This is a genomic window from Mycobacterium sp. NGS50, from assembly GCF_059812545.1.
The window spans coordinates 14393-33482 of sequence record NZ_JCALCW010000002.1; the positions used below are offsets into that span (position 1 = coordinate 14393).

The window sequence follows — 19090 nt, forward strand, 5'->3', positions numbered from 1 at the left end:
CCGACAAGCTCCGGAGGCGGCGATTTGCGTGCCCGCGTGTGTGCTACCGGTGTGCCCGCACGGCGCGCTTCCGGTCAGCGTTTGAAGTCTGGCCGGCGCCCTTGTTTGGCGGCGTCGATCACGCGTTGGCGGGATTGCTCAGGGATCTCCGTATCACGGTGGTCAGCGATCGCGCCCGGATCTAGCCCGAGGGCGGCCAACAGCCCGACAAGCTGCGCCTGAGTCAGGCCGCCTTGGTCGAGCTCGTCGATTCCGATCACGAGCGTCTCGATGACACCGCGCACAGCGAGGGGATAGTTGGCGAACTCGTTGCCGGCCCACGACATGGGCTCGTTGATCTCGCGGTGAACTCGGTTTACCGCACCTTCGACATCACGGACGAAGAACTCAATTGTTCGACGTTCGTGTGCGTCCAGATCATCTCTATCCAGCGCAGCGCCGGCGTCGTCGAGCCAGTTCTGCAGGATCGCAAGCAATCGTGACCGCATCCGACGGTCAAGGAATGCGATCGAGCGCCATAGCGCCCGGAACTGCGCGGTGTAGCGGCCGTCCTTCTTTTTCGCCGGCACGAGGTGGGCACGCAGCACCGTTGTCAGTGCGTCCGGTGAGCGCGTCAGTAGTTCCGCTACCCAGTCGGGTGTCACGCGGTCGGGCAGGCGACTCTCGACTGCCGATACGGGGTCCCAGGGGTGCATCGAAGACACACTACGGTGCTGGGCGGCCATGGCGTGAGTCATGGCTCCATTGTGCGTGCGTCGTAGCGTCGGGTGCCGGGGCGACACTTCTCGCAGCCGCGTTCTTTCAGACGCCTCAGCCATCCGTCTCCCTGCGCCCAGCTGTGCCAGCAAGTGTTCAAGGGTCGTGCATTCGCGCCTTGGCGCGGCTGGGCGGGTAGATGCAGGCGCCGCCGGCAGGCCCCTGCCATTCAGTCGTTCGGCGCGGCGCGCTGCGCGGATCGCGCGCGCGGCGCCTCAGGACGCGGACCGGCGCAAACTATTGGCCGCGGCCACGGGCACGGGAGGGTCGCACCTGTTCCGCGCCGCGCGCCGCTTGGCAAAATTCACAGACCGCGCATCGCTCATCCGTTCGAGTCGTTTCCGTCTGACAGCCACGCGGACAGCGCCGTGCCGAGGCGGCCGAAGGGATCTACCGCGTTGGATCGTGGGGCCCGGACCCGCCGGAGGGTTCGGGGGCTTGTACCCACAGCGCCATGGTGTGGACGGTCGTTGTGCGCCGGCCCATGCAGGTCATGCATGGGCCAAACACTCCCCGGCGCGTGGAGTACAGCCGCCCCTTGCAATCGCGGCAGGTGATCCTGAGGCGGACTTCGCCGGGGCGACCTGGCAACGCCCGTGTCCAACTGTTCCATGCGTCCTGCCAGGTTGGGAACCTCTGGCCAGAGCCTGCCGCCCATGTCGAGAAGGCGCGGCGCACCTCCTGGTGCGCGTCAAAGGGCCGCAGGTGCGGCAGTGCGGCGGCTAAGACGTGGTGGGGGATCAGATGGATCTCGCGTTCCACGGCATCAGCCATCAGCATCCCTTCGACCAGAACCGAACGTTCGTGCTGTTGAACAGGCCTTTGAGTTGGTCGGCGCTGGGCATTGCATCCGTGGCAAAGGTGAAGGTGCGGTCCTGGTTGTACAGAACGATCGAGTCTCTGACGTCCAGGTGTGCACGGTTCACGATGTCGTGGTTGATGAATGCGATCATCAACTCCTTGTTTTGCTTGCGTTGCAGCGGGTTCAGCTCGTTGATGTCGAGCTCGATAACCGTGTCCGTCATTGCTCTTACCCCCCGGTTGTGAATCACTACTGTTGCTCGGTTGCGCACTGCGTTGCGCACAGCCGCTGTTCTTATGTTTGGCGGCGACCGCCTTCGTCAAAGGTGCGCACTGACTTACCTTGACGGCGTTCGCGTTCTATGAATTGGGTGATGTTGGTGTAGAACACTTGGGCCCGCACGCCGTGTTCATTCAGGTGGGGCCCGACGTTGTCCGCGATCCAGAACGCGAAGAATCTGCGGCGGCCGAAGTCATCGGGCCCGTCGTCTAAGTACGACACTAGGATTTCTTGATCGCTGCCGAAGTCCGCGACAGTCGGGCTCGGGTAGGTTCCCGTGCGATTGCGCGTTCGCCTTGCCATGGCGCCCCCCGTGATGGCTGCGGTTCGTCGCCCGCACCGGATGTCTATTCGGCTTGAATTCTGGTGGTGCGCAGTCGAGCAGTTGCTGAGGCAGTGCGTGTCGCACCTGAATTTCTCGGCGGGGGGCGGTGAGCAGTACGACATCCACCACCGCAGCAGCCGGCTAGGCAACCCAGTGGAGACGTGGTAGGGCCGTACATGGTTCAGACGTGCATGCCCCTACCTCACGGCGATGCAGTCATCGCACTCCCAGCCCGCGGGGGTCTGGGAGCATGTGCGGCGCTTCTCGCAGAGCCAGCACTTCTGGTTGCGTCGACGTTCCGGTTCCGGCTGCGCCGGCCGCGGGGCCAGGGTGTGTTGGCTGGCGTAGGTGGCAAGGACTTCGCGGTCGCGTTCAGCGATCTGTTCCTCAGTGAGGCCACTGCCTTCACCAGCGCGCAGAAAGTCACCGAAATCTGCGATGCACTTCTCGCATGCCGCCCCAGCGATGTCCACGGACTCTTGGCAGCCTGGCAGGACGCACGACCTGCCTCCCATCAGCGCCATACCATGCAGTACGAGAGCGTGATTCGGCCGCCGACCAGTCGACCATGGGGGCCAATCTCGTGAAACCTGTCGCCGGGCCTGTGATTCACGTGACCGACAGCGACGCCGGCCTCACCCATCCTCAGCATCCGCAATGTCGCCCATCCATCGCAGCGGATAGCGCTGCACCAGGGTGGCGACAGCGCTTTTGACCTTGCGCTCGGTTGCGTTATCGAAGCTGTGCACCATGCGGGCCAGGTGTGTCGCTCCGAACATCGCCTCGCGGATCTGCGGGTACCCCTCGTAGTCGGCCAGGACTTGGGCACGGTAGTTCTCGTCAAGAACGCCCACCCGTAACCACACCGGCAACCCTTGGCCTTCCCTGTACCCGTGATAGTCAGTGCCGTGTGGAATCTGGAACTCTCGCGACTCCGTTGCTGCAGTGCGGTATTCGGCGTGGGCGATTAAGCCGTGTGACACCCCGAGAGTTTCGAGGATTTCCTCCGCGAGGCGTCGTGCTGTCCTGCCCGGTGCCGAGATGAACAGGCTGCTGTTGGCGGTCACGTGTGTTGTCTCCCTGGTGTGCGGTCGTGCTGTCGCCCTGGTGTCGTCGGGTATCGGTCAATCGGGTTGGCGCCGGCATCGCGTGCGAGATGGCCACGAGGACCGTTCGACCGCCCAGTCGAAATACGCATCCGGGACGATGGCGGTGATGTACTCCGCGATGGAGCTGCCTCGTGCCACCGGTTGCGCACCAGTAACCGGGTAATTCCTCTCCAACTTTTCGATGATTCCACCGATGTCGAAATCGTCTGGGCTGTGGGGTAATCCACTAATACAGCTGAGGGTTGTGGCAATTCTGCTTCGCACATACTTGCCCAGTTCTTCTGCAGATATGTAGGTCAGTTGTTCCATCACTGCTTCGCCAGTTCAGTTGCTGTGCCGCTGGTTGCCGCGACGTGGACGTCCAGATCCATCAGCGCCGGCGGGTGCTGGTTGTGGCGCGCCGAAGTCATCCGATTTCCCATTCGGGGCGCCCGGTGTAGGTAATCCGGGTGCAGCCCATGCCCGGTGCTCCATAGTCGCGCAGCGGGCCAAAGAGCACGTTCTCGTCGGGATCAGCGCTTCCGTCCCAGAACACCGTGCCTGTCACGTACAGTTCGCCGTCATCGTCGTACATTCGGAACTGGTGACTATGGGGGTACCCGGTGGGCCGTCCCTCGCTGTCTAGCCGTGCATCGCGCGGGCCCGACACCCCGACACAGCTGTCTAGGTCCGCCGTTGCGCTGATGTGGTCCTGATCAATGCACCACGCATACATGCTTGTGATTCCCCCTTGTGCACAAGGCTAAGCCGGGTACTGGCTACTCCATCCGATGCGACACGGCTTGGCTTCGTCTAATTGCCTTCGGCCGGCTTACCGAAGCTGTTTCACCGCTTGGATGCGTGCCCGAAGCTGTTCGCTGGTGGCCGCGGCCACTGGTGGCCCTCCGCAGATCCGGCGTAGCTCGTTGTGAATCCAGCCGTGTGGCTTACCGGTTCGGTGATGGGTGGCTGACACCAGCGCGTTCAGTTCACGGCGAAGCACCTGGAGTTGGCCGTGGCGGGTCACAGGTAAATGTGCAGCGGCGGTGCTGGGGGCCGCGACGCTGCGGCTGGCAAGCTGGTCTTCTTGGCGGCGCCGCAGCAGGTCGCGCATCTGGTTGGCATCCAGCAGTCCCGGTATGCCCAGATAGTCAGCCTCTTCATTGGTGCCGGCCGAGGTGGCGGTGCCGAACGATGCGCCGTCGAAGATCACCTGATCGAGCTCGGCGTCGGCGCCGAGCGCAGTGAACGTGGCTTTCGATTCACTCGGATCGGATGTGCTCCGTTCCGGCGCGGCGCCATCGATCTGGTCACGGTGCGGCTTGCCCAGCACGTGGTTGCGCTGCGCCTCGAGCTCACTGGCCAACTGCAGCAGTGACGGCACTGACGGCAGGAAAATACTGGCGGTCTCCCCAGGCCGCCGGGAGCGGACGAACCGGCCAATGGCCTGGGCGAAGAACAACGGGGTTGACGCGCTGGTCGCATATACCCCGACCGCCAGTCTCGGTACGTCGACACCCTCGGAGACCATCCGCACTGCGACTAACCACCGGCTGGTACCCCGTGAGAACTCGGTTATGCGGTCCGACGAGCCGGGATCGTCGGACAACACCACCGTGGGGGCCTCGCCGGTGATGGTGGTTAGCAGTTTGGCGTAGGCGCGCGCTGCATCCTGATCGGAAGCGATGATCATGCCTCCCGCGTCGGGCATTGCGTTGCGCAGTTGACTCAGCCGTGTGTCGGCGGCAGCAATGACCGTCGGCATCCACTCGCCGGCGGGGTCCAGCACGGTGCGCCAGGCCCGGGCGGTGCGTTCTGCTGATAGTGGCTCACCGATCCGGGCGGTGTATTCCGCGCCTGCGCTGTCGCTCCAGCGGGCTTCCCCGGAGTAGGCGAGGAACACCACCGGGCGGACCACGCCATCGGCCAGTGCATCGGTGTAGCCGTAGCTGTGATCGGCCTTCGAGCGCATCAGACCGTTGTCGTCGGGTTCGTAGGTGACGAATGGGATAGGGCTGTCGTCGCTGCGAAAGGGCGTTCCGGTAAGTGCGAGGCGCCGCTTCGCGTCGCCGAATGCCTCGCGGATGGCCGCGCCCCAGCTTCTGGCGTCCCCGCCGTGATGGATTTCGTCGAAGATGACAAGGGTGCGTCGGCTCTCGGTGCGCACCCGGTGCCGGGTGGGGTGGCTGGCAACCTGCGCATAGGTGACGACGACACCGTCGTACTCCGAGCTGGTGTGCCCGATGGCATTCCTGAATTTCGGATCCAGGGCGATTCCGGCCGCTGCGCCTGCCATAGCCCACTGGGTCTTGAGGTGATCGGTGGGCACCACCACCGTCAGCTGTTCTACGGTGCGGTCAGCGAGCAGTTCTGCGGCGATGCGCAGCGCAAACGTTGTCTTCCCTGCACCCGGGGTTGCGACCAGCAGATAGTCCCGCGGTTGGGCGGCCAGGTACCGGACCAGCGCACGGCGTTGCCAACCCCGCAAACCCATGCGGGGGCCGAACGGGGTCGTGTGCTCGGCAAGGACGCTCACAATCGGTCGCGGATGATTGTGAGTTGCGGATCAGCCGAATCATATTCTACAGAGACGTCATTCGTCCTTACCATCACTTCTCCCCCACAGGTTGTTCGCCGCTCACACCGAGGGTGCCCACCACCCACGGGGCGCCCAGGATGAATCAGGGGCGCGGGCCGGCGCTGCCTGCTAGTAGCGCGGCCTCAGCAACGACATCTACGTACATGTCGGTGTGACCGCAGGGGTTGTCCCACACCTGCACCCAGTAATACGCGCCGTCGTCGCACTGATTGAGTCCACGCGGTTCACCGCGACGCTGGCCACAGCGCGGACACAACGCCGAGATGACTACCTTGCGCGTCACTGGATTGCACCGCCCCACGCCCCAGGGGCGTTCTGCGGATCGATCTCTGACTGTCACGGTTATCGTCTCGTTGCTCATCGGCCAGGATCCGTCTCGACGCGCACCGGTCGGCCCGTGGGGAATTCGCGGTAGCCCACTGGGCGCCCGATTATCTCAGCCACGCTCGCTCGGGTTTCGCGATCCTGTCGGTAGAGCGTGACGACCGTTGTCGTGCGCCCCTTCTCATCGGTATTGGCAACAACGCTGTATGTTTGTCCGCTCATCGTGCCGCACCAAGCTCGCCAGTCGTTGCCCGACGCCGCTCGAGGACATTCTGCCCGATCAGCACCAGCGGTTCACATCCGTTCAACACATCCCCCTGGTTTCTCTGTGCGTGGTGTCGTGTTCTCGCACGATGCCGACGCACCGCACCCCCTTGCTGACCGCAGCCTAGGCGCCACCAGACCAGACAACCCAGGCCGACACGTTTAGCACCCCTGCAGTTCGCCGCCACGGCGCATCCCCCAAGCGAGCACGACCATCGCCCCGGCCCGGGCGCATCCGGGGTCGCCGCGGCCGGCCCGCAGGATGCGGCCATAGACCACAGACGTCGGCCGGCAGTTGGATGATCGGCGGCCGGGCAGGCCGCAAAAGTCGCCCTCTAAACGTGTTCCTTCGCGCCGCGGCCGCCGTTCGGGGTCACACTCGGGGCAACGGCCACCACCAGGAAAGCGGCCGAACAACAGTTCCACAATGAAAAAACAATGAGCACCTGGGCGGATCGGAGGGTGAGTGAGTAGTAGATCCAAACACCAGCGACCTACCCCACCCACGTGCGGTGAAGGCTGCATCTGCTGTCGCAATCTCGGGGTCCTACCGCCGGCGCGGATCAATGGCGAGGTCGTCGCCATGGCGACTGCGGTTGACAGCGAGACCATACGGAAGTGCTGCAATGAGTGCATAGCGGCCCTGTTTCTGGGTGCACGGCACCCCCACAAACTGGCTATTCCAGGGCTCACCTCGTGACTGGGGCACAGAGTTCTGCACACCGCTGCGGGGATGACGAAGCGCGACCATCCCACTGTGTCGTCGAGCACCCAACCAGGTCGTCCGCGAGGGCATATCCCGGCACCGGTAGACGTCAGGTGGTGCCGCGATTTCATACACAAGAGGGGAAATGATCACGCAATCACACCAGCATGATTCGCGGGCACCGCAAGGTTTACGCCGCGCATCCATGACGGGCAAAACAACGGCGTTGATCGCCGCGGTGGTCTCCGCCCTGACTGTCGGTGTCGTGACTGGCACGCGCAGTACGAATCTGTTTGCTTCGACGCCGGCAACACTGGCTGTGGCTTCGCAAGAGGCGGTTCCTGATTCAGTTCGAGCGACTCTCGAATCCTTGCCGATAAAGGGTCGTGCCCCCAAGACCGGTTACACCCGTCACCTGTTCGGTCCTGCGTGGAGTGACGACGTGTCGGTCAGGGGCGGCCACAATGGCTGCGACACCCGCAACGACATTTTGCGGCGTGACCTTCACAACCTCGAATTCAAGCCAGGAATACGCGATTGTGTGGTGCTGGCCGGCACGCTTACCGACCCTTATACGGGTACCAACATTGACTTTCGTCGAGGACGGCAAACATCTCAACGGGTCCAGATCGATCACATCGTGCCTCTGTCTGACGCCTGGCAGAAAGGCGCCCAACAGTGGGATGAGGTCACTCGACGCAACTTCGCCAACGACCCGGCGAATCTGCAAGCCACCGACGGTCCGTCAAACGAGCAGAAACGGGACGGGGATGCCGCGACCTGGTTGCCACCCAATAAGTCCTACAGGTGCACCTACGTGACCCGGATCGTCACCGTGAAAGCCGGATACGGGCTGTGGGTCACCCAGGCCGAGCATGACGCGATTGCACGAATTCTTTCCAGCGACTGCGGAAGCCGGTGAACGACTCATGTCCAGACAGCATGTCGAGTTGAGCACGGATCGCAGGACCCTGCGTGTTTCGACCACCGACGACCGCACCGTGACATTCGAATCCCAGGATCCGACAGGATTCACTCCGGCTCAAGTCAGTGCGGCCCACTCCATGCCATTTGGTCCGGGCCGAGGCATTCCCGGCCAGGTCAATCGCGCGCGGCGCTGGCAGATCGGCAGTCACACCCTCTGGGTGCATGTCAATACCGGACCCCCTATCTGGTGGCTCCCAAGAGTTCATGCCGCCCGATCGGGCGGCACGGTGCAGGTGTCGGCGGGCTGGTTACGCGGGCTCTGCGCCATCGCAGTGACAGCCGAGAGCCAGGACGAGGCGGGCGGATCAACTTCCATTGGAGGCGGAACAGCAGCGCCTACATCTAGGTGACTGGCCAGCCACGGATAGGCACGGCAATCAGCGTGCGCACCGTGTCGGCTCGGCGTACCCCGACGTACAGGGTTGCCCGTCAATGGAAGCCGATTCGCGACCGCCTCCCCACGTGACACCCTTAGTGGCGACCGCGAATCCCAAACGGAATGGAGAGGGTCCTCTGCTATGACCAGTGAGCCAGCAACCACCGGATTGCGGGGGCCAGCGCCCAGGCCGTGCGGGTCGTGTCCATACCGTCGCGACGTCCCTTCTGGCGTGTGGTGCTCCGCCGAATACGCAAAGCTGCCTGCTTACGACGCAGACACAGCTTTTCAGCCGCCGAACGTGTTTTTGTGCCATCAGACCGGCGCCGATGACGACCAAGCGCGCCTGTGCGCGGGCTGGGTCGGCTGCCATGGCGGCGAGCTCCTCGCTCTACGCCTGGCCGCCGCGCGCGGCGATCTTTCGGGTGCCGACCTCGACGCAGCCATGGTTTTTACCAGTCCGGTGCCGTTGTTTTCCTCCGGTGCTGCGGCCGCAGCACATGGGATCCGCGACCTGAATTGGCCGGGCGATGCGGCACAGCACGCGATGTCCAAGATCGCTCGCCGACGACCCGATTTGACCTCTGGTGATTGACACTACCGACACCGCTCAAATGGCGTGATGTCATGGCCGATGATAAGGATCAGGGCGAACTAGAACTCTGGCCACGCGAGTTCGACTTACCTCCACGCTGGGATGGGCTCCCGGTGCAGTGGGGCGACTGGGCCGACACCTCGCCGTTGTTTATCTGCCCTCCGCGCCGGCATGAAGGATGTGACCGCTGTGGGAGCACGCGCCCGGCACGGATGAGTGTCGGACGCATCGTCACCGATCCGGCGACAGCTCCTCCGGCGATAGGCCGGGCACGCTTGGACCGGGGCCGTTATTTCGTCGACGTCGTCTCCGCTCTCCGTTGCCCTGAGTGCGGGCATGACAGGGTTCTCGATTCCCGCGGGACCATGTGGGACCTTGACCCGACGGACTACACCGAAGGTGGATCCTGGGCCAGCAGCCCAAATGGCACCCCGTGACCCGGCTGTGCCGTCCCATCGCGCTCATCCCAGATATTCGGCGAATGCGACTAGCCCCGAATGCGACAAAAACTCCCCTCTGAATCGTGTTGTTCCACATGGCCGCGAATCCTGCGGGTGAAACTCAGAAGCACCACCCAACGGGTTCGCGGCCGGCCCGCCGGCGCCAGGGGGAAGACGAACGAGGAGGGCTATCTGGTGGCAACCAACATCACCGAGATCACCATCGTGCGCGCCGACGGTGCAGACGCCGTGATCCGTATGACCATGCCGAGTGGCCAAACCGGGCAGACGGCTCTGGACGAAGAATCTGCTGAATACAACCAGTTCTGCGAAGCCGTCGACGCGTTGTGGAACCTGATCTTCCTTGATTCCTAGATCAGGCATACCGCAGTCAGTGCCCGGCTCCCAATGCCCGAATTCAACGGACCGTTGATAAGCACACCCAATATCTGCTTTACCACCCAAGGAGCTCAGCACCCAATGACCACGAGCATTGACCTCACCACCATCCCCGCCCACCATAAGGGAGAACAGCGCAGCGGCTGGTATCAGCAGCCAAGCGGCGTCTACGTGAGTCCTCTCGCGGCTGCGAAACACCGGATGAGCGGACAGCCTCCCCAGGTATTCACCTATGAGCCGTGGCGACACGGCGGCTGGTATGTCCGCGAAACCCTTTGGCCCAACGGTGGCATCGGCTGCGTGTCTCGTAACTACCCTGACCGAAAGTGGCGGATCGTTTGCGATCCCCGGCCATTCGAGGAACAGCAAACGTTCCGCAGCCGTGACGAGGCCGCCCGCGGCGAATGGCTATTCGTACAACAGCTCGTCGCGAACACGCCGTGGTGACACATTGCGGCGCCGGCCCGAACACGCTGCGCCGCGAACGCGTCACCTCACGCCCACCCGGGTCTGGCCGTTGATTCTCTTAGCGCGCAACACCATGCACCGCCGCCCTGCGCGGCGCAGTCAGAGAAACACGCCCTGGATTCGTGTCGCTCATACAGCAGCAGCCGGAGCCAGCCTTATCCTCGCCGGCGAAGGGACTTCCCGGAGACTCGGGACGGGTATCGCCCGGCAACGCGGAAACTTGGGGGGACGCATGGCCGTCTGGACATGGTTGGGGCCGGGCCATTGGGCAATGTGGGGAACCACCGCCGCCGCTCCGGACGCATTCGTATTCGAGCACTTCGATGTCCATCACCAGCAGAGGCGTTTCAACGTGGAGATCTGCACGATCCGGGGAGCATACGGTCTACAGTTCAACACGCTCGCCCAAGCGCAGCTGGCCGCAGAGGCGGTGTGAGGTGGCCACCTTTATCGCCGATGGCCGCACCGTTTATGGGTTTTCCAGCGAGGGAGGCAGAGTGACGATCGCTTCCGCGGAGTCACACACGTGGGCCGAAACCATCGCCGACGCCTTGAACAACGACCCCGACGCACATGTGGTCTGACACCCGCCAACGGGCGCTGCCTGCTAGCTGCCCCGCCTCCCCACAACAGCACTTAACGGCACGCCCGGGCCGCAGAAACGCAGCCGCCGGCGTCACTGCCTCTGCCGTGCAAAGCCGGCAGCAGTAGGAGGAAGCATGGGCGCAACTGCTACAGCAGAACATCGGCCGGCGGTCCGGCCTCGCCGGTTCCGGCACGACAGCCTCGTGGCAGTTGACTTGTTCTCGGGCTTCGGTGGCCTGAGCCGCGGCATCGAGATGGCCGGCTTCGACGTCATCATGGCGGCCAACCATAACCGGTACAAGACCGAGGTCCATGAGGCGAACCATCCCGACACCGAACACTGGATAGCGGACCTGGTCGACCAGGAGTCATCCGACTACCACTCGGCGCGCGACCTTCCCCCTGGTGATCTTCTGGGCGCCGGGATCTCTTGCAAGAACCACTCGCTGGCCAACACGCTGAAGGCGTACGCAGAGGGGCTATCGCTGTTCGACCTCGACGACCCCGAATTCGATGCCGCGGTGACGCGTTCGGAGCGCGATCGTGCGACCGCGAACTGTGTATTGCACTACGCTGCGCAGCATCATCCGCGGCTCATCATCATCGAGTGCACCACCGAGCTGACGTCGTGGGGTCCGCAGGTGCCGGGCAAGAAGTACGGCGACGGGTCGACGTATCGGTGGTGGCTGCAGCAGTTCGGGCTGCTCGGCTACCGGCATCGGGTGCTGTACCTCAACTCGATGTTTTTCGGGGTGCCGCAGTCCCGCGACCGCATCTACATCGCGTTCTGGGATGCGAAGCTGCCCACCCCGGACTTGGACCATCGGCCGCCGTCGTGGTGTGGCCGCTGCGACCGGATCGTGGAGGCGATGTGGGCGTGGCGCACCGGGGTTCCTCCGACCGGTTCGGTGCGTTACGGCAAGCAGTACGAGTACCGTTGCCCGTCTTGCCGGTCGGTGGTGATCCCGCCGATGACACCGTCGCTGGCCGCCCTGGACCTGTCCGACCTCGGTACCCGCATCGGGGACCGTAAGAAGCCGCTCGCCGCGGCGACGATGGCCCGCGCCGAACGGTGCCGGCAACGGTTCGCCGAGTTCCCCGCGGTGCTGATGCCGGCCAAGGCGCAGCGCGGCATCGAGAAGCACCTGTGGCAGCCGATGGCCACCCAGACCAGCCAGCAGGAAACCGCCATCTTGTCCACCGGTGCGATCATGGCCGCGGCGGGCAACACCTACGAGCGGCCAGGGTCGACGTGCCGAACGCGGACGTTCGACGAACCGTTGCCATCGCAGACCTCGACCAACGGCCAGGGCGTACTCACTACACCCGGCGTGGCGCTGGCAGTCGACAACTTCCAGGGCGTGGCCCGCGGCGTCGCCGAGCCGCTGCCCACGCAGGGTGGATCGGAGACCCTCGGGCTGCTGTCGTCGGGGGTGGTGCCGTTTCGTCGCAACACGGTGCCGACGAGCCACGCCGAGGCGATGCCGACCGTCACCAGCGACCAAATCCCGGGGCTACTGACCGCGGCCGGCCGCGTACAGTGCAACGGCTCGATCGCCGAAGCGCAATACCGGGCTTATCCGTTGGATAAGCCGCTGGGGACGGTCGTCGGGTCTGCCGTCACGCAGGGCGTTCTGTTCTCGGGCTGGTACAAGCAGAATGGCAGCAACGGCAGCGAAACGGCTCCGCATCCGGTAAGCGACCCGCTGGGCACCCTTACCGCGCGCGACACCACAGCGGTCCTGACCGCCGAGTGGCATTCCATGCTCGCCGATCTGAGGCTTGAGGACTGTTACTTTCGCATGATGTCGGCCCACGAAATTGGGCGGGGCTGCGGATTCGATGTGGACTTCGGCTCCTACAGCGGCAGTTTCGTCGTATGGGGAAGCGCCAGGAAACAAACTGACGGATTTGGCAATGCCGTCTCACCTCCAGTCGGTGAGTGGATCTGCACGCGCCTGCGCGCCATTCTGCATAGCGAGACCGCCGCACGCTAAAGCCTGACCAGGCAGTCACCCTGCGGCGCTGACACGACAGGAATCCCATCAATGCGCGCATACCTCTACCTCGGAACTCATCAGCCGGGGTGGCTTGCGACCGCAGGCGTGCCGCTGTTTGTTTCCCGCCGACGCCTAGCATTACGCCGAACCCTCCCTCGGGCCGCGGCGGTCTGGGCTCTGGATTCCGGCGGGTTCTCCGAGTTGAGTATGTACGGCGGTTGGCGATCCACCCCTGAGGAGTATGTTGCCGAGGTCGTGCGTTACGACGAGCAGATTGGCAACCTGGAATGGGCTGCCCCGATGGACTGGATGTGCGAGCCAGACATGGTCGCACGTACCGGCCTGAGCGTTACCGAACACCAGCGGCGCACTGTCCACAACTACGTGCGGCTGCGACAGCTGTGGGGCGACGCCAGTGATGCGGATTGCCCATTCATGCCAGTACTGCAGGGGCACACAGTCGATGAGTACCTACGCTGCATCGTCATGTACGCCGACACTGGCGTTGACTTGCGCGATGTCGAACTAGTCGGCGTCGGTAGCGTCTGTCGCCGCCAGCACACCGCCGAAATCCGTGATGTATTCGAGGCGATCCTGTCTACCGACCCAGAACTACCCGTACACGGGTTTGGGGTGAAGTCACTGGGCCTTCGTGACTACGGGCACCTACTGACCACAGCCGATAGCATGGCGTGGTCCTACAACGCCCGTCGCCACGACCCGCTGCCCGGTTGCACCCACTCATCGTGCAGCAATTGCATGCGGTGGGCGTTGCGGTGGCGTCATCGGATTGTCGGCTGTCACCGCAACCGCAGGGATTGGCGTGACTGCTGTTGCCCTGGTTGTGCATCGCTGCGCGACGCGGTGTAAGCACCTCGATGCCGGTCGCTGGAGCTTTGCGGTGTGTCGATGACGTGGCGTACAGGTGCCCTGCACGGCCAGGATTCCTATGTGCCGGCGTTGATTTCAGGCCTGACCTGAGCTAGTCATAGCTGGGCGACGATTTGCCCATGTCGAGTTTCCATTTGGGTGGGAACCATGCCGGTACCGGATCCTGTACAGCGTGGAATTTCTGCTTGATGCGGGTGCGACCGCTGCAGCCGGCGATGTTGGGATGCATGACACGGGCATACTTGTCGACTTCGCAGAACAGGTTCTGGCAGTCGATGAGTTGCAATGGTCGGCCGAATAGTCCATTGAATGTTAGACCGAGTCGCTGGAAGTGCTCATGCTGGCTGGAAGCCATGTACTCGATGATCTGGCGTTCGTGACCGGCGCTATCTGGTCCGAAGCATTTCCGAATACCGTCTCGGGCGCCCGGGCCGGCGACCACGAAGGCCATCTCGTCGAAATCCAGTACTGTCGAGTAGTTGAGGTCGATCAAGAACTGAAACGCTAGGAAATCGCCGAAACCGCGGTAGCTCTTGAGTGTCTCGAAGGCGGCCCGCATCGATTCGGCGCCTCTCAGCTTCTCGACCAGGTCGTCGTTGAGCATGTGGTCCAGCAGTGCGAGGTGGTTTCGGTGCTTTCGGGGTTCGCCGAAGTCCGGTGAGGGCATGACATAGGCGGCCGAGTAGAGCGTTCGTCCCTGCTCGAATGCGTCGTCGAGGACTGCGGCGTAGCGATGCGGATCGAAGTTGGCCAGCCGCGGGGTACCGAGCGCCGCGGTCAACAGATGCCAGGTGGCGATCCTGTTGAACAGTTTGAACAGCAGGATTCGGAACACCACTTCATCGGCGTGCTGGTCTCCTGAATACGCGATGTCTCGAATCACAAACTGGCTCACTCGATCCGCGGCACGGTAGCAGTTGGTAAATCGGTGCGTTCGAAGTACCGGATCGGTCGTCCAGGGGCCAGGATGGCCTGTGAGACGGGCTTCGTAGATTGCCTGGCGCCGAGCGGCGAACCGCCAATAGGTGTCGAAAACCGGACTTGTAATGAACTCTCGGCCCGCCACCTTGGCTGTGTATCCCGACGGCGGCGTGCTCAAGGCACCGGCATCCCCAGCATCGAGCATGAGCTGCTCGGGCGTGGCTGGGCGTCTCATTGTCGACGACGTGCTTAGCACACGGACCTCCGTGACTGGTTGCATTAATGCGCAGTGCCTGCTTGATCGTTCATGCGGGCCGCCGCCGCAGCAGCAGCAAAGCCCGATTCCCAGATTGCCGTAATGTCGGCCGTTCGTTGGTCCCCTGCCGGCATGTCGACGAGGTATTTGCGGACGATGGGATCTGTTCCGGGTTCACGGGGTCGGTCTGCGCAGAAAGCACTCCATCCAGCGGCGTAGAGACGGTTGTGCATGGTGGGGTCGCTCATAGTTGTTTTCCGATTCCCTTGTGATCTCGTGATCTATATCCAGGAGTGGGTAACTATCTCGGACTGTGGTCGCCGGTGAGGTGCCGTTGCCACTTCGCTTCGAATTCCGCTAGCGCTTCTTCTTTGAGCTCAGTGAGGTACCTGGCGTATTCCGCGGGATGCGCAGCTTTAAGCCGCGCCAGCGCACGGCCTGCACAGGGCGAAAGCGCGTTGTATCGGAGATTGGTCCGACGCAGCCCGCAGCCGCAGTCAGCCGAGGAGTTGCCTGAAGCTGGTTGAGTTGTGTCCTGATCCAGGTCGATAACATCGTATCGGCTACGTGCCCCTCGCATTCGGTCTTCCTCTCTCTCGGTCGCTTCCGAATCCTCGCACCACCCGCGCACCCGTCCGCTACCGCTATCTTTCGAAGACAGCGACCCACTCGTCATTGACCAATTCGGCCAGTCCCTGGTTGTGCGCAATGCACATGCTCAGCGAACCATCGCCGTAGTCCCACCAACGTTTGCCCTGGGTCCATGTCCGCTTTCGATAGACCCACTGCCCATCGGGGCGCTTCATGTAGTAACCGGCGTTCGCGCCACCGTCGATGTCGTAGGGTGCTAGGTGAGCCATTGCTTGTTGGAATGCCTTCCGCAGCCAGCGAGATCGGTAATCAGCCAGATACGCGCCGACTTCGGCGATCTCGTCCTCGGTGGGCATGATGCCGTGGTCGCAGAAGTCCTCGCAGACGACGATGCCTGCGATGTAGTTCCACTTCGGGTTTCCTGTCGCGAGCAGCGGCACCCGCAGGGCGGTCGCAAACGAGGTTTGGCGTGGGCTGATGTCGGCGTGGCCGTCCCAGGTTCGTCGGTAATAGTCGTCAAACATCGGTTGTCCTTTCAGCGATCCTGTCCAACAGCAGGTCTTTTTGCTCAACCCGTGTTGGCCGAAGACAAGTAGGCGACGATCCCGCGGATGACTGCGTCGGCGTAGCGCTGCCGGCCCTCGGCGGTTTCCATTTGCGAAGCCTCAGCCGGGTTCCTCATGTTGCCCAGCTCGACGAGGACGGCAGGGTACTCGGCCAGGTTGAGGCCGGCCAGGTCGGCGCGGCCGTATAACCCCTGGTCGCCCACATAGTCGGCGACCTGCATGCCCGCCGACATCATCTCGTCGCGCATCATCTTGGCAAGCGATCGCGCCCGGCCACCTTGGGCAGAATTCAGTGGCGGATCGGAATAGTTGACGTGGAACCCCCGCCCGGCTGGTGGACCTCCATCGGCGTGGATACTGACGATTGCATCCGGGTGCAGGGCGTTGGCCATGGCGGCGCGCTGATCGACGCACGGGCCCACACTGCTGTCGTCGCCGCGCGACATCGCGCTGCGTACACCCAGTGCAGTGAGCCCGGCGCGGATCCTCAGGGTGGTGTCCCAGGTAAACGTGTGTTCAGCGAATCCGTTCGCTGTCGACGTTCCGGAGGTTTGGCAGTCTTTCGTGCCACCGCGGCCGGTGGGGACTTGTCTGGCGATCGATGCGTCGTTGACACCGTTGTGCCCGGGGTCCAGGAACACGATCTTTCCGGCGATGTCACCGGGCGCTGCGCCGGCTGGTGCGGCAATGACGAGCGCCCACGCCATTGATAACACGCCGAAGATGCCGCCAGCCACTCTCCGTGCCGTCATCTCGGGCCCCTTTCGCCCTGCCAGTATGCCGCCCTGTGCTGGATTACCGCCGCGGTTTCCTGCGCGCCAGTCGCTTCGCCGCGTTGCCGAGGAACTAGGAGCGTTAAGTCCGCGGTCACGGGCTTAAACCTGCGCTTTGCTTGGGCCATGTCATGGGTTTGGACAGTAGGTGTACCAATATGAGGCCCGTTTCAGCCAGTGCCCGGTGGAGGTCAGCGCACCCCGGCTGTCGAGAGTTTTCTCCGCCTCTGCTATCGCTGTAGCGGCGTCGGATGCTTGAAATCCCCGTATGTGCTGGCCGGTGCTGTCGGCGAGCAGCCACATGGCGCCGGCTGGATTCGTCAAGGTGTACGAGGTACCCACGCGCGCGCCCTTCTCCTTCGTCTTCGGCTACTGCGGATAGACCGCGAGAGCGAAGTGGTTGACGGGCTCGAGGTAGACGCCGTGGGCACGCCCGATCTGATGGCTGAGTTCAAGATCGTAAGTCCACTGGAATGGGCCTTCTTCCCAGGACACGACGAATGGGGCGAAGCTGCCTTCGTGAGCACCGGGAAACACCTCGGGCTGTGCGCCGTAGCCGCTGCTCCCGAAGTGCTCGCCATAGGCCTTGGCAACGTCCGCGGCTTTGCGCTCCATCACCGTGTTGTCGGCTGGCTCGACCCGGCCGGTTCGCATACTCATCACTTCGTCCATTCGTTACCCGTGGCGGATGTTGATCGGGCCCAGCGTGATGCCGTCGGGGCCGTCGTGCTTGCGCCAGTACGTGCCGTCCCAATCCTGATGCTGTTTCTTGAACACTTCGGTTGTCGCGGGCCTGAGCTGGCTCACGATTCCCGCGTAGTCGTGATACTTCAGCGTGTCGTATTCATCGCGCGTCATCGTTGGTGTCGCAGCCACAATTCCCCCTGGTGTGTGGTGTATCCCGGCATTAGCGTCGCACTCCAGCGGACCAGCGCTTCGGATGCCTGGACGTGTCGTCGCACTTTGTTCAGCGTCCGCGCCAGGCGCCTCTGGACCTGATAGGCCTCGATATCGTTTGATCGCCTGTGCGGTGGTTCCGGCGTACCAAGTCGAAGGTCGCTCCGATGATGCTGGCGCGATAATCACCTCGTGACGAGTGCGTTCCAGCCTCGCACGCCTAGCTTTGGTCGCTGCCGTTGCACACCTTCAGGTCGCCGTAGCCCAATCGTGGCGCGTCTTCAGAATCGCCCTCACCGCCGCCGGTGATCACGATCAGGCCCGGCTGGTTCGGAGGAGAGGGCGGGCCGGCGGGTGTGGGCTTCCATGAGGGGTCGGCCCACTCGTAGAGGGCTGCGAAGCTGGCCCCGAAGTATCGGGCTAACGCCCCTCCGGTGTTGGCGGGGGGGCTGGGGCATCCATTGTCCATCCACGCCTGGTGTCGGATCTGGCGCCAGGTGTCTAGGGATGGGTGGGTGTGGTTGCGGCAGTATGCGATCCACTGCTGCTCGCCTGTTTCGGGGTCGTGGTCGAGGAGGCTGAACCTTGACCCAGCGCCAGGTTTACCGCAAGGCTTCCCCGCCTGGGGTCCTCGGGATTTGAGCGCCGGGCAGCGGATCTGATCACCGGGGATGCGCGGGATTTCGTAGCGGGGTGCGTCGGCTGTGATGATCCGCCAACAGATCGATGTGGGATCTTGCAGTTTTCGCTTGAGTGAGTCGGGCGGATACATCATCGTGCCGACGGCGTTCATCCAGTGTTTGCGTTCGATTCCCCCGCGGTGGCCTGAGTGGCGTAGCTGGGCGATGTGGGTCAGAAGGCAGAACGCGAATAGTTTGGTGTCGGCGGCGAGGTCGGGGTCGGCGGCGATGGCGAACATATCTCGTCGGGCGTTGAGCGCCCCGGGGATATCCCTGTCCCAGTCGGCCATCAGACCGCTTTTACAGTTGTGCAGTGGCCGTTGGTCTCGAGAGCGCACACCCTATGTTCGGCTTTCATCGATGGCCGCCGCGGCCGGTACGGTCGGCACTAGTGGCCGCTGCTCTGATCAAGGCGTCAACGCCAGCTACCGCTTCTGCGGCGCTTCGTCCGCTACTTGTGTGATGCAGGGCGCCGTCGAGGTCTTCGAGGCGAGCTCGCCAGCCGGTCACTGAGGCATCGCC

Annotated in this window: 19 protein-coding genes and 1 pseudogene; 8 read left to right on the top strand and 12 right to left on the bottom strand. The window is 63.4% G+C overall.

Translation table 11 applies throughout. The annotated features are described in order from the left end of the window. Window positions 1-74: 74 nt before the first annotated feature. The 6 genes from AC5Y36_RS01690 to AC5Y36_RS01715 all read right to left on the bottom strand — a co-directional run bounded on the left by AC5Y36_RS01690 (window position 75) and on the right by AC5Y36_RS01715 (window position 5744). Window positions 75-737, bottom strand: a complete 663-nt coding sequence (locus tag AC5Y36_RS01690; protein ID WP_500039147.1) for a hypothetical protein — start codon at window positions 735-737, stop codon at window positions 75-77. Window positions 738-1529: 792 nt separating this feature from the next. Then, window positions 1530-1781 carry a hypothetical protein gene (locus AC5Y36_RS01695; RefSeq protein WP_500039148.1) on the bottom strand — a complete coding sequence of 84 codons (252 nt, stop codon included), beginning with the start codon at window positions 1779-1781 and terminating at the stop codon, window positions 1530-1532. A 71-nt stretch (window positions 1782-1852) separates the two neighbouring features. Next, window positions 1853-2140 (bottom strand): hypothetical protein, encoded by a 288-nt coding sequence (locus AC5Y36_RS01700; RefSeq protein WP_500039149.1) that lies wholly within the window; start codon window positions 2138-2140, stop codon window positions 1853-1855. Between the two features lie 657 nt (window positions 2141-2797). Continuing rightward, a complete protein-coding gene (locus tag AC5Y36_RS01705) occupies window positions 2798-3229 on the bottom strand; it encodes a hypothetical protein (RefSeq protein WP_500039150.1) in 432 nt (143 codons plus the stop codon). A 448-nt stretch (window positions 3230-3677) separates the two neighbouring features. Continuing rightward, complete coding sequence (locus tag AC5Y36_RS01710; RefSeq protein WP_500039151.1) at window positions 3678-3845, bottom strand: hypothetical protein; 168 nt, start codon at window positions 3843-3845, stop codon at window positions 3678-3680. A 237-nt stretch (window positions 3846-4082) separates the two neighbouring features. Continuing rightward, on the bottom strand, window positions 4083-5744 hold the full coding sequence (locus AC5Y36_RS01715) for a DEAD/DEAH box helicase (protein WP_500039370.1): 1662 nt from the start codon (window positions 5742-5744) through the stop codon (window positions 4083-4085). A gap of 1604 nt (window positions 5745-7348) precedes the next feature. Here AC5Y36_RS01715 and AC5Y36_RS01720 point away from each other — a divergent pair. The 8 genes and pseudogenes from AC5Y36_RS01720 to AC5Y36_RS01755 form a co-directional block, all read left to right on the top strand. After that, window positions 7349-8059, top strand: a pseudogene (locus AC5Y36_RS01720) (HNH endonuclease family protein); the annotation flags it as partial. Window positions 8060-8648: 589 nt separating this feature from the next. Beyond that, window positions 8649-9101: a DUF6283 family protein gene (locus AC5Y36_RS01725; protein ID WP_500039152.1), complete on the top strand. Its 453-nt coding sequence runs from the start codon at window positions 8649-8651 to the stop codon at window positions 9099-9101. A gap of 554 nt (window positions 9102-9655) precedes the next feature. Continuing rightward, window positions 9656-9916, top strand: a complete 261-nt coding sequence (locus tag AC5Y36_RS01730) for a hypothetical protein (RefSeq protein ID WP_500039153.1) — start codon at window positions 9656-9658, stop codon at window positions 9914-9916. A gap of 105 nt (window positions 9917-10021) precedes the next feature. After that, window positions 10022-10387 carry a hypothetical protein gene (locus tag AC5Y36_RS01735; protein WP_500039154.1) on the top strand — a complete coding sequence of 122 codons (366 nt, stop codon included), beginning with the start codon at window positions 10022-10024 and terminating at the stop codon, window positions 10385-10387. 253 nt (window positions 10388-10640) lie between these two features. Beyond that, entirely contained in the window at window positions 10641-10844 is a 204-nt protein-coding gene (locus AC5Y36_RS01740; protein WP_500039155.1) for a hypothetical protein, read from the top strand. A gap of 1 nt (window position 10845) precedes the next feature. Continuing rightward, window positions 10846-10992 (top strand): hypothetical protein, encoded by a 147-nt coding sequence (locus tag AC5Y36_RS01745; RefSeq protein ID WP_500039156.1) that lies wholly within the window; start codon window positions 10846-10848, stop codon window positions 10990-10992. A 135-nt stretch (window positions 10993-11127) separates the two neighbouring features. Further along, on the top strand, window positions 11128-12990 hold the full coding sequence (locus tag AC5Y36_RS01750; protein WP_500039157.1) for a DNA cytosine methyltransferase: 1863 nt from the start codon (window positions 11128-11130) through the stop codon (window positions 12988-12990). Window positions 12991-13041: 51 nt separating this feature from the next. Next, the gene (locus AC5Y36_RS01755; protein ID WP_500039158.1) at window positions 13042-13863 is read left to right on the top strand and encodes a deazapurine DNA modification protein DpdA family protein; all 822 of its coding nucleotides are present in this window, start codon (window positions 13042-13044) and stop codon (window positions 13861-13863) included. Window positions 13864-13975: 112 nt separating this feature from the next. Here AC5Y36_RS01755 and AC5Y36_RS01760 read toward each other — a convergent pair whose 3' ends face one another. The 6 genes from AC5Y36_RS01760 to AC5Y36_RS01785 all read right to left on the bottom strand — a co-directional run bounded on the left by AC5Y36_RS01760 (window position 13976) and on the right by AC5Y36_RS01785 (window position 18858). Beyond that, on the bottom strand, window positions 13976-15061 hold the full coding sequence (locus AC5Y36_RS01760; protein ID WP_500039159.1) for a nucleotide kinase domain-containing protein: 1086 nt from the start codon (window positions 15059-15061) through the stop codon (window positions 13976-13978). A gap of 644 nt (window positions 15062-15705) precedes the next feature. After that, window positions 15706-16176 (bottom strand): hypothetical protein, encoded by a 471-nt coding sequence (locus tag AC5Y36_RS01765; protein WP_500039160.1) that lies wholly within the window; start codon window positions 16174-16176, stop codon window positions 15706-15708. A gap of 44 nt (window positions 16177-16220) precedes the next feature. After that, the gene (locus AC5Y36_RS01770) at window positions 16221-16970 is read right to left on the bottom strand and encodes an Rv3717 family N-acetylmuramoyl-L-alanine amidase (RefSeq protein WP_500039161.1); all 750 of its coding nucleotides are present in this window, start codon (window positions 16968-16970) and stop codon (window positions 16221-16223) included. A gap of 390 nt (window positions 16971-17360) precedes the next feature. After that, window positions 17361-17663, bottom strand: a complete 303-nt coding sequence (locus AC5Y36_RS01775) for a hypothetical protein (protein WP_500039162.1) — start codon at window positions 17661-17663, stop codon at window positions 17361-17363. A gap of 3 nt (window positions 17664-17666) precedes the next feature. Then, window positions 17667-17867, bottom strand: coding sequence for a hypothetical protein (locus AC5Y36_RS01780; protein WP_500039163.1), 201 nt, complete (start codon window positions 17865-17867; stop codon window positions 17667-17669). 241 nt (window positions 17868-18108) lie between these two features. Continuing rightward, window positions 18109-18858 carry a hypothetical protein gene (locus tag AC5Y36_RS01785; protein WP_500039164.1) on the bottom strand — a complete coding sequence of 250 codons (750 nt, stop codon included), beginning with the start codon at window positions 18856-18858 and terminating at the stop codon, window positions 18109-18111. Window positions 18859-19090 lie beyond the last annotated feature (232 nt).